Annotated in this window: 14 protein-coding genes and 1 pseudogene; 1 reads left to right on the plus strand and 14 read right to left on the minus strand. The window is 61.9% G+C overall.

What is annotated here, in order from left to right:
• Positions 1-15: 15 nt before the first annotated feature.
• From yegS to B7L72_RS10630, 3 genes are all read right to left on the minus strand, one after another.
• Positions 16-975: a lipid kinase YegS gene (gene yegS / locus B7L72_RS10620; RefSeq protein WP_081194194.1), complete on the minus strand. Its 960-nt coding sequence runs from the start codon at positions 973-975 to the stop codon at positions 16-18.
• Positions 976-1004: 29 nt separating this feature from the next.
• The gene (gene pepN / locus B7L72_RS10625; RefSeq protein ID WP_081194196.1) at positions 1005-3635 is read right to left on the minus strand and encodes an aminopeptidase N; all 2631 of its coding nucleotides are present in this window, start codon (positions 3633-3635) and stop codon (positions 1005-1007) included.
• Positions 3636-3713: 78 nt separating this feature from the next.
• Positions 3714-4199 (minus strand): YajQ family cyclic di-GMP-binding protein, encoded by a 486-nt coding sequence (locus B7L72_RS10630; protein ID WP_039177529.1) that lies wholly within the window; start codon positions 4197-4199, stop codon positions 3714-3716.
• Positions 4200-4329: 130 nt separating this feature from the next.
• Between B7L72_RS10630 and cobO the strand changes: the two genes are divergently transcribed.
• Entirely contained in the window at positions 4330-4929 is a 600-nt protein-coding gene (gene cobO, locus B7L72_RS10635) for a cob(I)yrinic acid a,c-diamide adenosyltransferase (protein ID WP_081194198.1), read from the plus strand.
• A 70-nt stretch (positions 4930-4999) separates the two neighbouring features.
• Here the strand turns inward: cobO and B7L72_RS10640 are convergent, their stop codons facing one another.
• The 11 genes and pseudogenes from B7L72_RS10640 to B7L72_RS10690 all read right to left on the minus strand — a co-directional run.
• The gene (locus B7L72_RS10640) at positions 5000-6295 is read right to left on the minus strand and encodes an adenylosuccinate synthase (RefSeq protein ID WP_081194201.1); all 1296 of its coding nucleotides are present in this window, start codon (positions 6293-6295) and stop codon (positions 5000-5002) included.
• Entirely contained in the window at positions 6295-7488 is a 1194-nt protein-coding gene (locus tag B7L72_RS10645; RefSeq protein ID WP_081194203.1) for an ATP phosphoribosyltransferase regulatory subunit, read from the minus strand. Before B7L72_RS10645 ends, B7L72_RS10640 begins: the two co-directional genes overlap by 1 nt.
• 195 nt (positions 7489-7683) lie before the next feature.
• Positions 7684-8568 (minus strand): protease modulator HflC, encoded by an 885-nt coding sequence (hflC, locus tag B7L72_RS10650; RefSeq protein WP_016913449.1) that lies wholly within the window; start codon positions 8566-8568, stop codon positions 7684-7686.
• Positions 8569-9819: an FtsH protease activity modulator HflK gene (gene hflK, locus B7L72_RS10655; protein WP_081136977.1), complete on the minus strand. Its 1251-nt coding sequence runs from the start codon at positions 9817-9819 to the stop codon at positions 8569-8571.
• 137 nt (positions 9820-9956) lie between these two features.
• The gene (gene hflX, locus B7L72_RS10660) at positions 9957-11267 is read right to left on the minus strand and encodes a ribosome rescue GTPase HflX (RefSeq protein WP_081194205.1); all 1311 of its coding nucleotides are present in this window, start codon (positions 11265-11267) and stop codon (positions 9957-9959) included.
• Between the two features lie 36 nt (positions 11268-11303).
• Entirely contained in the window at positions 11304-11552 is a 249-nt protein-coding gene (hfq, locus tag B7L72_RS10665) for an RNA chaperone Hfq (protein ID WP_016913446.1), read from the minus strand.
• 163 nt (positions 11553-11715) lie between these two features.
• Entirely contained in the window at positions 11716-12654 is a 939-nt protein-coding gene (miaA, locus tag B7L72_RS10670; protein WP_081194208.1) for a tRNA (adenosine(37)-N6)-dimethylallyltransferase MiaA, read from the minus strand.
• A gap of 47 nt (positions 12655-12701) precedes the next feature.
• Positions 12702-14612, minus strand: a complete 1911-nt coding sequence (gene mutL / locus B7L72_RS10675; RefSeq protein WP_081194211.1) for a DNA mismatch repair endonuclease MutL — start codon at positions 14610-14612, stop codon at positions 12702-12704.
• A 78-nt stretch (positions 14613-14690) separates the two neighbouring features.
• Positions 14691-16172, minus strand: a complete 1482-nt coding sequence (locus tag B7L72_RS10680) for an N-acetylmuramoyl-L-alanine amidase (protein ID WP_081194214.1) — start codon at positions 16170-16172, stop codon at positions 14691-14693.
• Entirely contained in the window at positions 16163-16660 is a 498-nt protein-coding gene (tsaE, locus tag B7L72_RS10685) for a tRNA (adenosine(37)-N6)-threonylcarbamoyltransferase complex ATPase subunit type 1 TsaE (protein WP_081194216.1), read from the minus strand. The genes B7L72_RS10680 and tsaE overlap by 10 nt, the downstream gene beginning before the upstream one ends.
• Positions 16661-16671: 11 nt before the next feature.
• Positions 16672-17217: pseudogene (locus B7L72_RS10690) on the minus strand (NAD(P)H-hydrate dehydratase); the annotation flags it as partial.
• Positions 17218-17253 lie beyond the last annotated feature (36 nt).

Raw genomic sequence — 17253 nt, forward strand, 5'->3', positions numbered from 1 at the left:
CTCAATTATGACAGTCTAGTGGCGTTCATTGGCCGACAACAGCGCACACCCTTCGGGTAGCAGCACCTTGAGCGCCAACGGCACTACCTCTGCCGTAAAGCGCTCGTAGCGCTTCGCTTCGCCATCCAGGGTCAGCGGCCAGGGGTCATCCTCCGGTCTGGTAGTCACGGTCAATTGGCTGGCCGTGAAGTAGCGCACGTAGCGCCCATCCGGCGGAAAATGCTGCAGCTCGCCTAACAAGGCAGGCAGTTCCAGCACCGAACGGAAATCCTTGACCAGCAGGACATCCAGACGCCCATCATCCAATCGGGCCCTGGGTGCCAATACCTGACCGCCCCCCGATTGACGTCCGTTGCCCAGTGCCAGCAGCAGCAGCGAAGCGACCTGTTCGCTGTCGGCCCAATGCAGCGTGCCGCGATAACTGCGGTGCCGCCACGCCTTGAGCGCGCCCATCAGCGAGTAGGCACCCCCACCCAGCATGCGCTTGAGGGTCTTGGGGGTCGAAGAGGTAATTTCGGCCCCAAAGCCACCGGTGGTCATGTTGACGTAGTAGCTGACCGACTGCTCGCCGCTGGCTTCCGCCGTCATGCGAATCACGTCGATGGGCGCCGCTGCAAGCGACACAGCCGCTTGCAGCGCAGGCCCAGGCTCCAGAGGCAGCCCTACCGACGTGGCGAAATCGTTGGCACTGCCCAACGGCACGATACCCAGCGGGGGGCGGTGGTCATGGGGCAGGCGCATCAATCCATTGACCACCTCGTTGACCGTGCCATCACCGCCACAGGCCACCACGTGGGTCGCCCCCAAAGCCTCTGCGTCGGCCGCAAAGTCGGCGGCATCGCCCCCTTCCCAGGTCGCGCGTACCGTGATGGCAACCCCTGCCTTGCGCTGGGCGGCTACCGCCTCGCGCAGCTCAGGGTTGCCCGCTGATTTTCCGTTGATGATCAGTAGATAGTGCTTGTTCGGATCTGTCACTGGCGCGTTTCCTTTCCCAGGTTAAACCGTTAAGCCAACGCTTTTTCGACCACTTCGTAGACGTTCGCCGAGAGCGGCTCCTGGCGAATGCGCATCAGTTCCTGGCGCATCAACTGCTGGCGAGCCTCGTCAAAGCGCTGCCAGCGGGTCAACGGCGTGACCAGCCGTGCAGCAATTTCCGGGTTGAGTCGATTCAACTCGATCACCACATCGGCCAGCAATGCATAGCCCTGCCCGTCCAGGCGATGGAAGTTCACCCGATTCTGAGCAAATGCCCCCACCAGCGCACGCACCTTGTTGGGATTCTTGATCGAGAAGGCCGGGTGCTGCATCAAGTAGCGTACCCGCTCCAGCACATCCGCCTGAGGCCGGGTAACCTGGATGGTAAACCACTGGTCCATGACCAGCGGGTCGTGGGCCCACTTTTCGCCAAACGTTTTCAGCGCAGGCGCCGCCAGGTCGTCACGGTCGCTGTGCGCCAGCAGCGTCAGGGCGTGCCGCACATCGGTCATGTTGTGTCCTGCTGCAAACTGCGCCTCACACAGCGCCACGGCCTCGTCATCCTCGATCGACATCAGGTAGGAGAGCGCCACGTTTTTGAGGCTGCGCTGGGCAATTTGTTCAGCCGAAGGTGCATAGGCCGCATCACTGAGATTATCCTGGTAGACCGCCAGGAACTCCTCGCGCAGGGCCTGTGCCAACGACTGGCGAACAAATTCTCGCGCCGCATGGATGGCATCCACATCGACGATCGGCTGCAGCTCGGCAATGTAGGCCTCGGAAGGCAGCGTCAGCATCTCGGCCAGCACGGCCTTGTCCTGCATGGGGCCAGTCAACAGGGTTCTGAAAGCCTCCACCACGCGGCTATCCATGACCTTTTCGACCCCATTACGATGAGCAGCGATCAGATCGTCCAGCGCCAGCATGGCCAGCCGCTGACCGGCATCCCAACGGTTGAAGCCATCGCTGTCGTGGGTCAGCAAGAACGCCAGCTCTTCCCGTGAGTAGGGGAAGTGCAGCTTCACCGGGGCCGAGAAATCGCGCAACAGCGAAGGTACTGGCGCTTCAGGAACGTCGGTGAACACAAACGTCTGCTCATCGTCGGTCAAGTGCACCACGGCATCCTTGCCCAGCGACTCGCCATTCAGTGTCAGGGGCAGGTCGTGGCCCGACTTGGTACCTACCAACCCCATACGCACGGGGATGTGCAGCGGCTGCTTCACCGGCTGGCCGGGTGTCGCTGGGGTACGCTGGCGCAGCGTCAGGCGGTACACCGCATTGGCATAGTCGTATTCGCCGCTGGCGTCTATCTCGGGGGTGCCCGCCTGGGCGTACCAGCGCATGAACTGCTCCAGATCCAGCCCCGATACTTCGGCCATGCAGCCGACGAAGTCTTCGATGGTCACGGCCTGACCGTCAAAGCGCTCGAAGTAGCGGTCGGCACCGCGACGGAACGCCTCCCAGCCCAGCAGGTTGCGCAGCATGCGTACGATTTCAGCACCCTTTTCGTAAATGGTCAGGGTGTAGAAATTGGTGATTTCGATATAGTGGTCTGGGCGTACGGGGTGAGCCGTGGGGCCAGCATCTTCGGCAAACTGCGCCGTACGGAAAAACGATACGTCCTGAATACGCTTGACCGGCGCCGAGTTGACGTCTGCCGAGAAACACTGGTCCCGGAAGACCGTGAAGCCCTCTTTCAGCGACAGCTGAAACCAGTCCCGACAGGTGACCCGGTTACCCGACCAGTTGTGGAAGTATTCGTGGGCCACGATGCCTTCCACATTCTGGAAAGCCGCATCGGTGGCGGTATCCGGGTGGGTCAACACGGCTGCCGAATTGAAGATGTTCAGCCCCTTGTTCTCCATGGCCCCCATGTTGAAATCGTTCACCGCCACGATCATGAACAGGTCCAGGTCATACTCACGCCCGTAGGTCTGCTCATCCCAGGCCATGGCGCGCTTCAGCGATGCCATGGCGTGATCGGTCTTGTTCAGGTTTTCCTGCTCCACCCACAGCTGAAGGGTCACGCGACGACCGCTCAGGGTCGTGAAGTAATCCTCGACCTTGTGCAGATTGCCCGCCACCAGGGCAAACAGGTAGCAGGGTTTGGGATGCGGGTCCTCCCAGGTGACGAAGTGACGCCCGCCAGGCAGCTCGCCACGCTCGACGGGGTTGCCGTTGGCCAGCAACACCGGCTCGCTTTCGGCATCGCCCACCACCGTGACCCTGTAAGTGGCCATGACGTCGGGGCGGTCAGGGTAAAAGGTGATACGCCGAAACCCCTCGGCCTCGCACTGGGTACAGTACATGCCGTTGGATTGGTAGAGCCCTTCCAGAGCGGTGTTGGTGCTGGGTGAAATCTCGACCTCACTTTCCAACACGAACGCCTTGGGCACCTCACCAATGGTGAGCTGGGTATCGCTCAACTGGTACTCGCTCTCTGCCAGCGAGCGACCGTCGAGCTCAAGCGAGCGCAGGGTCAAATGCTCGCCATTGAGCACTAGCGGCGCCTGCGGCGCGGCCTGGGCATGGCGCTCAATGGTCAAACGTGCCTTGACACGGGTCGCGGTGGGGTCAAGATCAAACGTCAGCTCGGTATGGGTGACCTGATAGTCGGGCGGCTGGTAGTCGCTTAAATAGACCGGCTGCGGATCAGACATGATTCGTGACTCCTGTGGGCAATAAAGTGAACGCGTCGTGGCAGCCTTCGGCGGCACGACGCGGCTATGCGGTAGTGTTCAGTCGCGGAAATTATCGAACTGAAGCGGCAGGTCGGGCCCCTCTTCGCCTCGCAGCAGGGCCATCACGCTTTGCAGGTCGTCGCGCTTCTTGCCCGTCACGCGCACCTTTTCACCCTGAATCTGGGCCTGCACCTTGAGCTTGCTGGCCTTGATACGCTTGACGACGTCCTTGGCTTCGGCCTGGTCGAGCCCCTGCTTGAGCACTACTTCCTGGCGAGCTTTCACTCCAGAAAGCACCGGGTCCTTGACGTCCATGCAGCGCGCATCGATACCCCGTGCGATCAGCCGACTGCGCATCACATCGAGCATCTGCTTGAGCTGGAAGTCGACTTCGGCTTCCAGCTGTACCTTGTCGCCTTCCAGTGCAAAACTGGCATCCACGCCTTTAAAATCAAAGCGCGACTGCACTTCGCGGTTCGCCTGATCCACCGCATTGGCGGCTTCGTGTTGATCGAACTCTGACACAATATCAAAAGATGGCATGACCTGTTTCCTATCGAGACATAGCCTCCTATTCTAGAGCAGCAAGGCACTCAGCGGCCAATTCTGTTACCCGAAGTTTTTACCCAGCGTAAATGCGACAGGGCACGACACCCCATCACGAGGAGATTCGATGAGCGATCGCGAGACGCGCCACAAGGCGGCCATGGAAAAACTCAAAGCCCACGTGGACGAGAAAGTCGCCAAGGCCACCGAGCAGCGTGGCCTGCTGCTGGTCAATACGGGCAACGGCAAAGGCAAGACCACGGCTGCCTGGGGCACCGTAACCCGGGCGCTGGGCTACGGCTATAAAGTCGGCGTCGTGCAGTTCATCAAGGGGCTATGGGAGTGTGGCGAGCGCAATCGCCTGGAAGAAGACCCGCACTTGAGCGTTGCCATCATGGCCACCGGCTTCACCTGGGATACCCAAAACCGCGAGGCCGACACCGCTGCCTGCCAGGCCGTATGGCAGCAGGCCGAGGCCATGCTGAGCGACCCCGACACCTACCTGGTGGTGCTCGATGAAATCACCTACATGCTCAAGTTCGGCTATCTCGACATCGCCACGGTCAAACAGGCCTTGGCCAATCGACCGAGGGAGCAAACCGTCATCATCACGGGGCGCAACGCCCATCGCGAGCTGGTGGCCATGGCCGACACGGTGACGGAAATGCACGAGGTGCGTCACGCCTTCAATAACGGCCTGCAGGCACGACGCGGCATCGACTTTTGAGTGCGCGCCAGGGCTGCAAACAAAACGGGGCGACGTCACCGTCGCCCCGTTTGGCTGGCATCGGCAGGTATTAGCTGTCGAAGGGATTGCGCAGCACGATGGTTTCCACGCGGTCAGGGCCGGTAGAGATGATATCGATGCTGGTGCCTACCTGCTCTTCCAGGTAGCTGATGTAGGCACGAGCGTTGGCGGGAAGATCTTCGACCTTCCTGGCGCCCAGGGTCGACTCTTTCCAACCCGGCAGGTCGTGATAGACCGGCTCGACGGCTTCGTAGCCCTCTGAGTCCACCGGATTGTCGAGCACTTCGCCGTCCTTGCTGCGATAGCCGACACAGACGCGAATGTTCTCCAGGCCATCGAGCACGTCCAGCTTGGTCAAGCAGATACCCGAGACCGAGTTGATCTGCACGGCGTGGCGCAGGGCCACGGCGTCGAACCAGCCACAGCGACGCGGACGCCCGGTGGTAGCGCCGAACTCATGGCCGCGCTCGGCCAGGTGGCGGCCGTGGTCGTCGAACAGCTCGGTGGGGAACGGGCCAGAGCCTACACGCGTGGTGTACGCCTTGGTGATACCCAGCACGTAATCCAGGTACAGCGGGCCCACGCCAGAGCCGGTGGCGGTACCACCGGCCGTGGTGTTGGAGCTGGTCACGTAGGGATAGGTACCGTGGTCGATATCCAGCAGCGAGCCTTGAGCACCTTCGAACAGAATGTTCTCACCGGCCTTGCGCAGGTCGTGGACCATGCTGACGGTATCGCTGACCATGGGGCGCAGCTCTTCGGCCATCTGCATGGCGCTGTCGAGCACTTCCTGGAAATCCACCGCCGGTTCGCCGTGGTAATTCACCAGGACGAAGTTGTGGTAATCGAGGACTTCGCCCAGCTTGGAGGCAAAACGCTCGCGATGCAGCATATCGCCCAGGCGCAGGCCACGACGGGCGACCTTGTCTTCATAAGCCGGGCCGATGCCACGACCGGTAGTGCCGATCTTGGCCACGCCGCGGGCCTTTTCACGCGCCTGATCCAGGCGCACGTGGTACGGCAGGATCAGCGGGCAGGCTGGCGACAGGCGCAGACGCTCACGCACCGGCACGCCCTTGGCTTCCAGCTCACGAATCTCCTTGATCAAGGCTTCCGGAGAGAGCACGACGCCATTGCCGATGACGCAGGTCTTGCCCGGACGCAGCACGCCGGACGGAATCAGGTGAAGAACGGTTTTCTCACCATCGATGACCAGCGTATGGCCAGCATTGTGGCCACCTTGAAAGCGAACCACGGCAGAAGCGGATTCGGTCAACAGATCGACGATCTTGCCTTTGCCTTCATCGCCCCACTGAGTCCCCAGGACTACGACATTCTTACCCATTATGCACTCGTCTCTTGTGTCAGGGCCGCTGTCTGCCAACGGCCGTCGATAAACTCAAGACGGCGGTCACAGTTGTGCTCCGCCGGCCCAGTACGCTGCCCAGGCAGCGCTTGAATAACGCGTTCACCCTGCTCGCGCAGTGCCACGATGGCAGCATTGAGCGACTCATCCTCCTGGGCTGGCGCCCACACCGCTTTGCGGTCAGGAGACGCTGGCGCCAGGGAGGCCAGCTGTTTCAGATCCATCGAAAAGCCCGTCGCCGGGCGGGCACGTCCAAAGGCACGCCCGGTATCATCATAGCGCCCTCCCTTGGCCAATGCGTAACCATAACCGGGAACATAGGCCGCAAACATCATGCCGGTGTGGTACTGATAGCCACGCAGCTCGGCCAGGTCGAAGTACAGGGCCACATCGAAACGCGCCAACACCCCTTTGTACAACGCTTCCAGCTGATCCAGCGCGGCATTGACCGGCGCCGGTGCGCCCGCAAACCGCTCACGCGCTTCGCTCAGCACGTCGGCATTGCCGTGCAGTTCGCCAAGCGCCATCAGCATATCCGCCAATACCGGATCCTTGACGCTGGCCGCCACTTGCTCGGCCAACTGGCCAGGCGATTTGAGCGCCAGCGCCTCGAACAGCGCCCGCTCCTGCTCTTCGCTGAGCGCAGCGGCTTCGACCAGGCTGCGATAAATACCGATATGCCCCAGCGCCAGGTGGATCTCACTGGCACCGGCGGCATGCAGGCTGGCAAGCGCCAGGTGAATGATTTCGCTGTCGGCTTCGAGCCCCGCATGGCCAAACAGCTCGACACCCACCTGCACGGGGCTGCGCCCCCCCTGGTGCTGGTCGGCCTTGGCACGCAGCACGTTGGTGCAATAGCACAGGCGTACCGGCCCCTGACGCTTCAGCGAGTGCGCATCCATTCGCGCTACCTGGGGCGTGACGTCTGCCGAGGCGCCCATCATGCGACCCGTCAGCTGGTCGGTCAGCTTGAAGGTTTGGAGGTCGAGGTCGGTGCCGGTACCGGTCAGCAGCGAGTCGAGAAATTCTACCGGTGGCGGCATTACCTGGTCATAGCCCCAGGCGTGATAAAGATCGAGCAGCGCACGGCGCAGCTCTTCCATGCGGCTTGCCTGAGGCGGCAGCACCTCATCCATGCCGTCGGGCAGTAGCCAGCGGTCAGCGATGGTCATGTGAACAATCCTGCAAGACGATGAAGGCCCGGCCGACGGCACCAGGTGGGCATCTTGACCTGCCCGGCCTGATAACGCACGTAACATGGGGCCACAAAAAAACCGGGCGACGCCCGGTTGATAAAGTCTACCACGTTTGGAGCCCAGTTGAACCCCGCCGGGCGCATCGCCCAGCGGGAAACCAGCATCCTTCGCTTACTCGTCGCTGGCCGGCATGGCGCTGCGCAGGTAGCGGAAGAAGTCGCTGTCTGGCTCCAGTACCAGCAGGTTGCCGTCGCCGGAGAAGCTCTGGCGGTAGGCGTTCAGGCTACGCCAGAAGGCGAAGAATTCCTGATCCTGGCTGTAAGCCTGGGAGAAGATCGCGGCGGCTTCGGCATCCCCTTCACCACGCAGGGTCTCGGAACGCTCGTTGGCTTGCGCCAACAGAACCTGACGGCGGCGGTCGGCGTTGGCGCGAATACGCTCGGCCTCTTCCTGACCCTGGGCACGCCACTCGCGCGCTTCACGCTCACGTTCTGAGCGCATCCGCTCGAAGACGGCAGCGGATACGTCTTCCGGCAGGTCGATCCGCTTGATACGAATATCACGAATCGCCACGCCCAACTCTTCACGCATCAGCTCGTCGAGTTCGCCGGTGGGTCCGGTCATCAGGTCATCACGGCGCTCGGCGATGATTTCCTGAAGATTGAGGCGACCAAACTCGTTACGCAGGCTTTCGTCGACTCGGGGCTGAATCAGGCGTACCGCCATCATCTCGTCACCCGCAGTGGCCTCGTAGTAACGGGTGGGGTTGACCACCTGCCACTTGACGTAGGAGTCGACGATGACCGCTTTCTGCTCGAGGGTCAGATAACGGCTGGTATCGGTATCGAGGGTCAACAGACGCACATCGAACTTGCGCACGGTCTGGGCAATCGGAATCTTGACGTGAAGCCCAGGCTGAATGTTCTCTTCGATGACTTCACCAAAGCGCAGCTTGACGGCACGCTCGGTCTCATCCACCACGTACAGGCTGTTGCTGGCCAGCCAGGCCACTGCGGCCAGGCCACCCACGATCAGCAGGGAACGGTTATTAATCATTTAGCGACCCTCCCTGCGAATGGACGAACTACTGGATGATGACGAAACGCCACCCTGACTGGTACGCAGCGAATCGAGCACACGCGGGTCGAGGGCGTCACTGCTGTTACCGCTGCTGTCGTTGCTGCTGGAGCTGCTCGAACCGCCGCTGCTTCCACTACGCATCTGATCCAGTGGCAGGTACATCAAGGGCGCATTGTCGCTGATATCCAGCAGCACCTTGGGCGTGTTCCCAAAGACTTCTTCGATGGCATCCAGGTACATACGCTCGCGCATCACTTCCGGTGAGTTCCGGTATTCGGTCAACAGCGCATTGAAGCGGTTGGCCTGACCCTGTGCTTCGGCAACGACCGACTCACGATAACCCTGCCCCTGCTCTACCACACGCTGAGCCTGACCTTGTGCAGCCGGGATGATCGCGTTGGCATAGGCCATACCTTCGTTGATGGTCCGCTGGCGATCTTCGCGGGCACGGATAACATCATCGAAAGCATCGATCACTGGCGCGGGCGCCGAGGTGGACTCGATGTTGATGGTCTGCAGACGAATACCGGCACCATAGGCATCCAGATAGGCCTGCAGACGGCTGGCCACCGAGCTACCGAGAATTTCACGACCAGAGGTCAGAATATCGATCATGTCGGTGCCACCCACCACATGGCGCAGAGCCGAGTCCAGCGCATTCTCGATGGAGAGTGCCGGGTCGCGCACGTTCAGTACGAAATCACGTGGATTGGCCACCTGATACTGGGCCGAGATTTCGACTTCGACGATGTTTTCATCGCGAGTCAGCATCGACTGGGTCTGTGCAACGGAGCGAACGCGGGTGACGTTCACCATACGCACATCGTCGATCAGCGGCGGATTCCACTGCAGACCGGGACTAACGATGCCCTGGAACTCACCAAAACGCAGCACGACGCCACGCTCGGACTGATCGACCAGATAGAAACCGGACGCACCCCAAATGGCCAGCGCCACGATCAGCAGCAGCCCGGGCAGTGCAAACGAGTTGCGCGGCTTGCCGCCGCCCTTGTTGCCACCGCTACCGCTCTTCTTGCCGCCGCCCAGCATGCCGTTCAGCTTGTCTTGAAACTTCTTGAGCGCTTCATCAAGATCGGGAGGCCCCTGATTGTTACCGCCGTTCCCACCATTGCCTCCGCCGTTGTTACCGCCGTTATTGCTACCACGACGCCCCCCACTGCTCCAGGGGTCGTGCTGGTTGCCACCACCGGGCTCATTCCAGGCCATACTTCGTCTCCACTAAGGTGTTCACCTGCACCGTACCTTACGCTCAGGCAAGGCCGAGTGCTTTTGATATTATTGCTATATCAATCTTGTACCATACCCCCACAACACTGCACCATGGGCAGCTGGCACTTGAAGGGCTACCATTCGTCAGATTCGCGTAATGCTTCTGGTAAATAGGTATTGGCGCGCTCGCCCAGCTGCGCCATCAGCTGGTTGAAATCACGCCGCGGCAGGCGCACGTCCAGTACGGAACGCCCCTGCTCGTCGAAACTCTCTTCGCGTACGGCATTCAGCTCGTGTAGACCAGCGCGCAGCCTGCCCTGCTCTGGCGCCAGGGTCAACGAGAAGCCGATCACGTCATTGGCCAGACGCTCTGACAGCGCCTCGTGCAGCAGCTCCAGACCCTGCCCCTGCTGAGCAGATAGCCATACCACGCTCGGCACGCCATGACCGTCGTACTCGATGCGCGGTGCGCTATCCAGCTTGTCGATCTTGTTCATGACCTTGAGCACCGGCACGCTGTCGGCACCAATTTCCGTGAGCACCTCGTCCACCTGCGCCACGTTCAATTCGCGATCCGGGTCGGCGGCGTCGATGACGTGGACCAGCAACGTGGCTTCGGAAGCCTCTTGCAGGGTCGCCTGGAACGCCTCCACCAGCTTGTGCGGCAGGTGACGGATGAAGCCTACGGTATCGGCCAGCACGACGGGGCCGACATCTTCTATTTCCAACCGTCTGAGCGTCGGGTCCAGCGTCGCGAACAGCTGATCGGCGGCATACACCTCTGCGCTGGTCAGCGCGTTGAATAGCGTCGACTTGCCAGCGTTGGTGTACCCCACCAGCGACACGCTGTGGATCTCGGCTCTGGCTCGGGCGCGGCGATTCTGCTCACGCTGGCTGCGCACCTTGTCCAGACGCTTGTGGATGGACTTGATACGGGCACGCAGCAATCGCCGATCGGTCTCCAGCTGCGTTTCGCCGGGACCGCGCAGGCCAATGCCGCCTTTTTGCCGCTCAAGGTGGGTCCACCCACGTATCAGACGGGTAGACATGTATTCGAGCTGGGCAAGCTCGACTTGCAGCTTGCCCTCATGAGTTCGTGCCCGCTGCGCAAAAATATCGAGAATCAGACCGGTGCGATCCAGGACACGACACTTGAGTTCCTTCTCAAGATTACGTTGCTGGGAAGGGCTTAAACTGTGGTTGAAGATCACCAGTTCCGCTTCATGGGCTGCGAGCATCGCCCGCAGCTCCTCCAGCTTCCCGCCCCCGATGAACGTTCGGGAATCGGGTCGCTGGCGGCTAGCTGTGAGCAACATCGCGGGCTCTGCACCGGCAGAGCGCACAAGTTCCAGGAACTCACCCGGGTCTTCTCGTGCCTGCTCATCATAGAAATCTACGTGAACAAGGACTGCCGTTTCACCGGCTTCAGGGCGTTCAAAAAACAATCAATACCTCGTGGACTCTCTTGCCATCCAGCCGTCTCAGATGTCAGCGTCAGCCGCTGAGGGATCCTGTGCTGGCAGGCGCACATTGCGCGAGGGCACGACGGTGGAAATGGCGTGTTTATAAACCATCTGACTGACGGTATTGCGCAACAAGATGACAAACTGGTCAAACGATTCAATCTGGCCCTGTAGCTTAATGCCGTTTACCAGGAAAATAGAGACCGGGATGCGCTCCTTGCGCAAAATATTCAGGTACGGGTCTTGAAGGGACTGCCCTTTGGACATGTTGTTCTCCCTAAACTGTCGTTGGGGTTGGTTATCAAATGGCGCGCCCTACTGGTGCTGCGCCGCAATCTTGTTGCCCGAAAGGCCTAGTGTCGATTCGAGCGCCAAAGGCCACTCTAAAACAATCACTCTAAAACACTTGTTACGAAATCACTATCTTACGCTAACCACCGCTTTCACGCACGAATTTCAGCAGCTTATCCAGCGCATCCGGCTGCTGCGTATCTATCCAGCGCAGTGCTGGCCAGCTACGCAGCCACGTCAGCTGCCGCTTGGCCAGTTGACGTGTAGCGATCACTCCCCGAGACACCAGCTCGTCCCGGTCATACTCACCATTCAGATATTCCCATACTTGACGGTAGCCAACACTTTTCATCGAGGGCAAGCCCGCATGAATATCTTTACGCTTTGTGAGGGCGGCGACCTCATCAATCAAGCCCTCATCCAGCATGGCGTCAAATCGCTGGGCAATGCGCCGGTGCAATACCGAGCGATCGAGCGGCGACAAGGCTATCGACAGCACCCGCCAGGGAAAGGTTTCCGTTTCCTGTTCAGCCCACAGCTCGCTCATCGGCCTGCCGCTGGCATGGAACACTTCCAGAGCACGCATCAGCCGCTGCGGGTCGTTGGGATGAATGCGCGCCGCCGAGACCGGATCCACGCTGGCCAGTTCGCGATGCAGCGCTGCCAGCCCTTGCTCTGCCTGCATGGCCGCCAGCCGCTCACGAATGAGTGGGTCTGCGGCGGGCAGATTGGCCACCCCTTCCACCAGGCGTTTGAAGTAGAGCATGGTACCGCCCACCAATAGGGGGACTTTGCCTGCCGCGCTGATTTGCCGCATCTCGCGCAGTGCATCTTCACGAAAATCAGCGGCGGAATAGGGGTCTGCCGGGTCCCGCAGGTCGATCAGCCGATGAGGGGCGCGGGCCAGCTCGGCAGCACTCGGTTTGGCGCTGCCGATATCCATGCCACGGTAAACCATGGCCGAATCGACGCTGATCAGTTCGTGCCCCAGGGTTTCGTGCAGCGCAATGGCCGCATCGGTCTTGCCTGCTGCGGTAGGCCCCATCAAGAAAATCGCCAAAGGGCGCTGGTCAACCATCGGTCTGGCCTGCTTCACGGAATAGGTTCATAGGGGGTGTCTCAAGGCTACTGGCCACGCAAGAACAGGCGATCGAGCGCCTTCATGTTCATTTGCGTCCAGGTGGGGCGACCATGGTTACACTGGTCGCTACGCTCGGTGCGCTCCATGTCGCGCAGCAGCGCATTCATTTCATCCAGCGTCAGGCGGCGATTGGCGCGCACGCTGCCATGGCAAGCCATGGTGGAGAGCAGCTCGTGAATGCGCGCCTCTACCTGATGGGTGCGGCCAAAGCGCGACAGCTCCTCCAACATTTCTCGCACCAGTGCCTCGGGGTCTGCCTGGGCCAGCAGGGCTGGCAACTGGCGAACCAGCAGCGTTTCCGGCCCTGCCACGTCCAGCTCGATACCTAGCTGCGCAATGGCCTCGCGCTCGCTTTCGGCCGTCGCCACTTCGCTGCGGCTGGCGGCCAGCGACACCGGCACCAGCAGCGGCTGAGCATCGATCCCCTGCGCGGCAGACCACTGCTGCTTCATGCGCTCATAGACGATGCGCTCATGGGCCGCATGCATATCCACCAGCACCAGCCCCTGGGCGTTCTGAGCCAGAATATAAACACCATGCAGCTGACCCAGCGCGAACCCGAGCGGCGGCGCGGCCGTGGCATCCTGCTGGGGCATGACGGGCGGCGCCTCGCGCACCTGATGGGCTTCAGGCATCGTGGCCGTTAGCGGGCTGGGCTGAGGCGTCAGTAGCGTCTCTTCATGGTCGGGGTGAAGCGCCTGGTAGCCCTGCATGAACCGCCGCACCCGCTCGGCGCCGGGATGACGACCCTCACTCTCGGCCAACGCCATGCCCTGCTGCTGCCAGCGTGGCGCCGGGGCCGCAGGCGGCTCGGCATCAGACGGAATCGACTCGGCTCGCGGGGCTTGGTCAGCCTCGGGCCCGACACCTTCACTGGGCCGCGACACCGCCAGGCAGTGATGCAGGCTGGAGTAGAGAAAATCGTGCACCATGCGCCCATCGCGAAAGCGCACTTCATGCTTGGTGGGGTGCACGTTGACGTCCACCACGTCCGGGTCCAGCTCCAGGTAGAGCACGAAGACCGGATGCCGACCGTTGTAGAGCACGTCTCGGTAGGCCTGACGCACCGCGTGGGCCACCAGCCGGTCGCGCACGACGCGCCCATTGACGAAGAAATACTGCTGGTCCGCCTGGGAGCGCGAGTGCGTCGGCAGACCCACCCAGCCACTGAGTCTTAGCCCCCCGGCTTCCCGCTCGATGTAGCGGGCATGCTCGATGAAGTTCTTGCCCAGCAGCGAAGCGATGCGCCGTTCTCGCGCGGCGGCGGTATCCCCGGGCGGCAGTTGATGCACCACTTTCTGATTATGGCGCAGCACCCAGCCAATATCGTAACGCGACAAGGCCTGGCGGCGGAACGCCTCTTCCACATGGGCGAACTCGGTCTTCTCGGTGCGCAGGAACTTGCGCCTGGCCGGCGTATTGAAGAACAAATCACGCACCGCCACGCTGGTGCCACGCGGGTGCGGCGCAGGCGTCACTCTGGCCTCCATGCCACGCCCTTCCGCCACCACCCGCCACCCTTGGCGAGGATCGTCTTCAGCATTGGATACCAGCTCCAGCCGGGAGACCGAGCTGATGGAGGCCAGCGCCTCCCCACGAAACCCCAGCGAACTGACGCCTTCCAGATCTTCCAGGCTGGTGATCTTGCTGGTGGCGTGACGCGCCAGGGCCAGCGGCAGGTCCTGCTCGCCGACACCGATGCCGTCGTCGCGGATCTTGATCAAACGGGCGCCGCCCTGCTCGATATCCACCTCGATGCGCTGGCTGCCCGCATCGATGGCGTTTTCGATCAACTCCTTGGCCACCGACGAAGGCCGCTCGACCACTTCTCCGGCCGCAATCTGGTTCGCCAGACGGGGGTCCAGTACCTGTATCCGCCCAGCGGCAGAAGTCAATTCAGCCAACCTTCACCTCACCTGTTTCCGTTGCTTCGTTTCCATAGCGCTGTTGCCTCGGCCTGCTCGTCATCCGTTTCAAGAGCGGGGAATGCGCAGCACCTGACCCACACGAATCACGTCGCCGTTCAGGTCATTGGCCTGCTTGAGCTGGTTCACCGGCACGCCATGGCGAATCGCGATGGCCGACAGGGTATCGCCAGACTGGATACGGTATTCGTTGCCCGTGGGGCGGCGCTGATTGTCGCGCTGCCAGGCCAGCAGGCTGGCCGGTGGCGGGTTGCTCTGAAAATGCTCGCGCAGGCCGCTGAAAATCGCCGTCGACAGGCCTTGCTGATGCACCGGGTCGCGTAGCCGTCGCTCTTCGTCGGGATTGGAAATGAAGCCCACCTCGATCAACAGCGACGGAATGTCCGGCGACTTGAGCACCATGAAACCGGCCTGCTCCACGCGACTCTTGTGGAGGCGATTCACCCGACCCAACTGTTCCAGCACCTGCCCACCGATGGAGAGCGAGTCGTTGAGCGTGGCGGTCATGGTCAAGTCGAGCAGTACGCCACGCAGCACCTGGTCCTTGTCGCGCAGCGACAGACTGCCGTCGACACCGCCTATCAGGTCGGCGCGGTTTTCGCTGTCGGCCAGCCACTGAGCTGTTTCCGAGGTGGCACCCCGCTGGGAAAGCGCATACACCGAACTGCCTTGCGGCCGGGGGCTGGTGAAGGCATCCGCATGGATGGAGACGAAGAAATCGGCTTTCTGCTCTCGGGCCAGCTGGGTACGCTGGCGCAGGCCAAGATAGTAGTCACCGTCACGAATCAGCACCGCCTTGAAGCCTTCGGTTCGATTGACATCGGCGGCCAGGCGACGGGCTATCTCCAGCACCACGTCCTTCTCCCGAGTACCGGCAGGCCCGATGGCGCCGGGGTCTTCCCCTCCGTGCCCGGCATCGATGGCGATGATGATGTCGCGGCGCGGGTGGGGCTGCGCAGGCTGAACCTCCACCGGCTGGGTGGGTGCTTCTGGCACATCGGCCACCGCACTGGGCACATCTGCCTGCTGGGCCTGGGCACTACGCTGCGCCATGATCTCCTGGTCGCGGATCATCGCCTCGATGGGGTCGATGGGGTTTTCGACGGCACTTTCACCGGGGTACTCCAGATCCACCACCAGCCGATGACCGTACTGGTCGTTGGGCGGCAAGGTAAAATGACGCGGGGAAATATCGCGATTGAGCTCCAGCACCACGCGCAGGCCGCCACCATCTCGGGAGCCCGTGCGCACGGCGGAAATCGCGCTGCCCTCCAGGGGCAGCGTCGAGACATCGGTATCGAGCTGGCTGTCGTCGAGGTCGATGACCAACCGCGCCGGATTGTCCAGGGTAAACACATTGGCCTGCGCAGCGGCACTCAAATCGAACACCAGCCGCGCATGATCGGGCGCCGCCCACAGGCGCATGCTCTCGATGGTCGCCGCCTGCAACGATGCACCGCTCATCAAGAGCAGCGCGCACCCGGTGGCCAACCTGCCGGCCCAGGCAGCCAATGACTGTCTCATGTCCATTGAACCACACCACACTCCTGTTGCTGTTCGGCCGCCAGCGTTTCGAGCTGAGCCAACGCCGCAACTCCATGCGGCGTCTCGGCACTTAATGTCAGCAGGCGACCGGGTGACGCCACCTGCAAGCGTATCCATAGATCGGGCGCGGGCAGCCAGCCAGCACCCTGGCTGGGCCACTCCACCAGGCACAAGGCCTGGTCGGACAGCACCTCTCGCCCGCCGATGAACTCCAGCTCTTCCGGGTCGGCAAGGCGGTAAAGATCCAGGTGATAAATCCGCTGCTCGCCTAGCTCGTAGGGCTCTACCAGGGTATACGTGGGACTTTTGACCGCCCCCTGATAACCATAGGCACGCAAGATGCCTCGCGTCAGCGTCGTCTTGCCTGCCCCCAGGTCGCCTTCGAGATACACTCGCCCGCGACCTTCCAGCGCCTTGCCCAACGCTTCTCCAAAGGCAACGTGGGCCATTTCGTCATTTGATTGCACCTGCATGTGGGCTGCCTTCACGGGTTGATAAACGCTCGTGCATAGGATGCCAGATCACTTGCCAACAGGCCACGCTCTCCGCTGGCTTTCGCGGCGGCATCGCCCGCCAGGCCGTGTACCATGACGCCCAGCCAGGCGCCCCACTCCAGGCGGTCATGCTGGCCTGCCAGGGCTCCCAGCATGCCGCTCAGCACGTCACCCATGCCGCCGCTGGCCATGCCGGGATTCCCGTATGGGCATACCACCAGCCCACTGGGGCCGACGATCAAACTGCCTGCCCCTTTCAAGATCACCACGCCGCCACGGGCACGCTGCAAGGCCCGCGCCGCCTCAGGGCGGTCCGCCTGTACCTCGGCCACCGTGCACCCCAGCAGTCGCGCGGCTTCCCCTGGATGCGGGGTCAGTATCCAGTCATCGCGGCGCACGTCAGGCCAGCGGCTGGCCAGCAGGTTCAGGGCATCGGCATCCACCACCAGTGGCGTCGCCCCCTGCAGCGCACTTTGCAACAGCGCCTGACCCCAGGCGCCCTGCCCCAGCCCCGGGCCAATCACCACCACATCGGCGGTTGGACCGAAGGTTGATCAACCTTCGGTTCCAAC

It is taken from the genome of Halomonas sp. BC1, assembly GCF_002078135.1.
Taxonomy (GTDB): Bacteria; Pseudomonadota; Gammaproteobacteria; order Pseudomonadales; family Halomonadaceae; genus Vreelandella; species Vreelandella stevensii.

Coding starts and splice junctions, on each gene's coding strand:
- B7L72_RS10630 (WP_039177529.1), bottom strand. CDS start 4,199: ATGCCATCTTTTGATATTGTGTCAGAGTTCGATCAACACGAAGCCGCC.
- miaA (WP_081194208.1), bottom strand. CDS start 12,654: ATGGTTGACCAGCGCCCTTTGGCGATTTTCTTGATGGGGCCTACCGCA.
- B7L72_RS10640 (WP_081194201.1), bottom strand. CDS start 6,295: ATGGGTAAGAATGTCGTAGTCCTGGGGACTCAGTGGGGCGATGAAGGC.
- B7L72_RS10680 (WP_081194214.1), bottom strand. CDS start 16,172: ATGGACATGAGACAGTCATTGGCTGCCTGGGCCGGCAGGTTGGCCACC.
- tsaE (WP_081194216.1), bottom strand. CDS start 16,660: ATGCAGGTGCAATCAAATGACGAAATGGCCCACGTTGCCTTTGGAGAA.
- hflK (WP_081136977.1), bottom strand. CDS start 9,819: ATGGCCTGGAATGAGCCCGGTGGTGGCAACCAGCACGACCCCTGGAGC.
- cobO (WP_081194198.1), top strand. CDS start 4,330: ATGAGCGATCGCGAGACGCGCCACAAGGCGGCCATGGAAAAACTCAAA.
- hfq (WP_016913446.1), bottom strand. CDS start 11,552: ATGTCCAAAGGGCAGTCCCTTCAAGACCCGTACCTGAATATTTTGCGC.
- pepN (WP_081194196.1), bottom strand. CDS start 3,635: ATGTCTGATCCGCAGCCGGTCTATTTAAGCGACTACCAGCCGCCCGAC.
- B7L72_RS10645 (WP_081194203.1), bottom strand. CDS start 7,488: ATGACCATCGCTGACCGCTGGCTACTGCCCGACGGCATGGATGAGGTG.
- hflC (WP_016913449.1), bottom strand. CDS start 8,568: ATGATTAATAACCGTTCCCTGCTGATCGTGGGTGGCCTGGCCGCAGTG.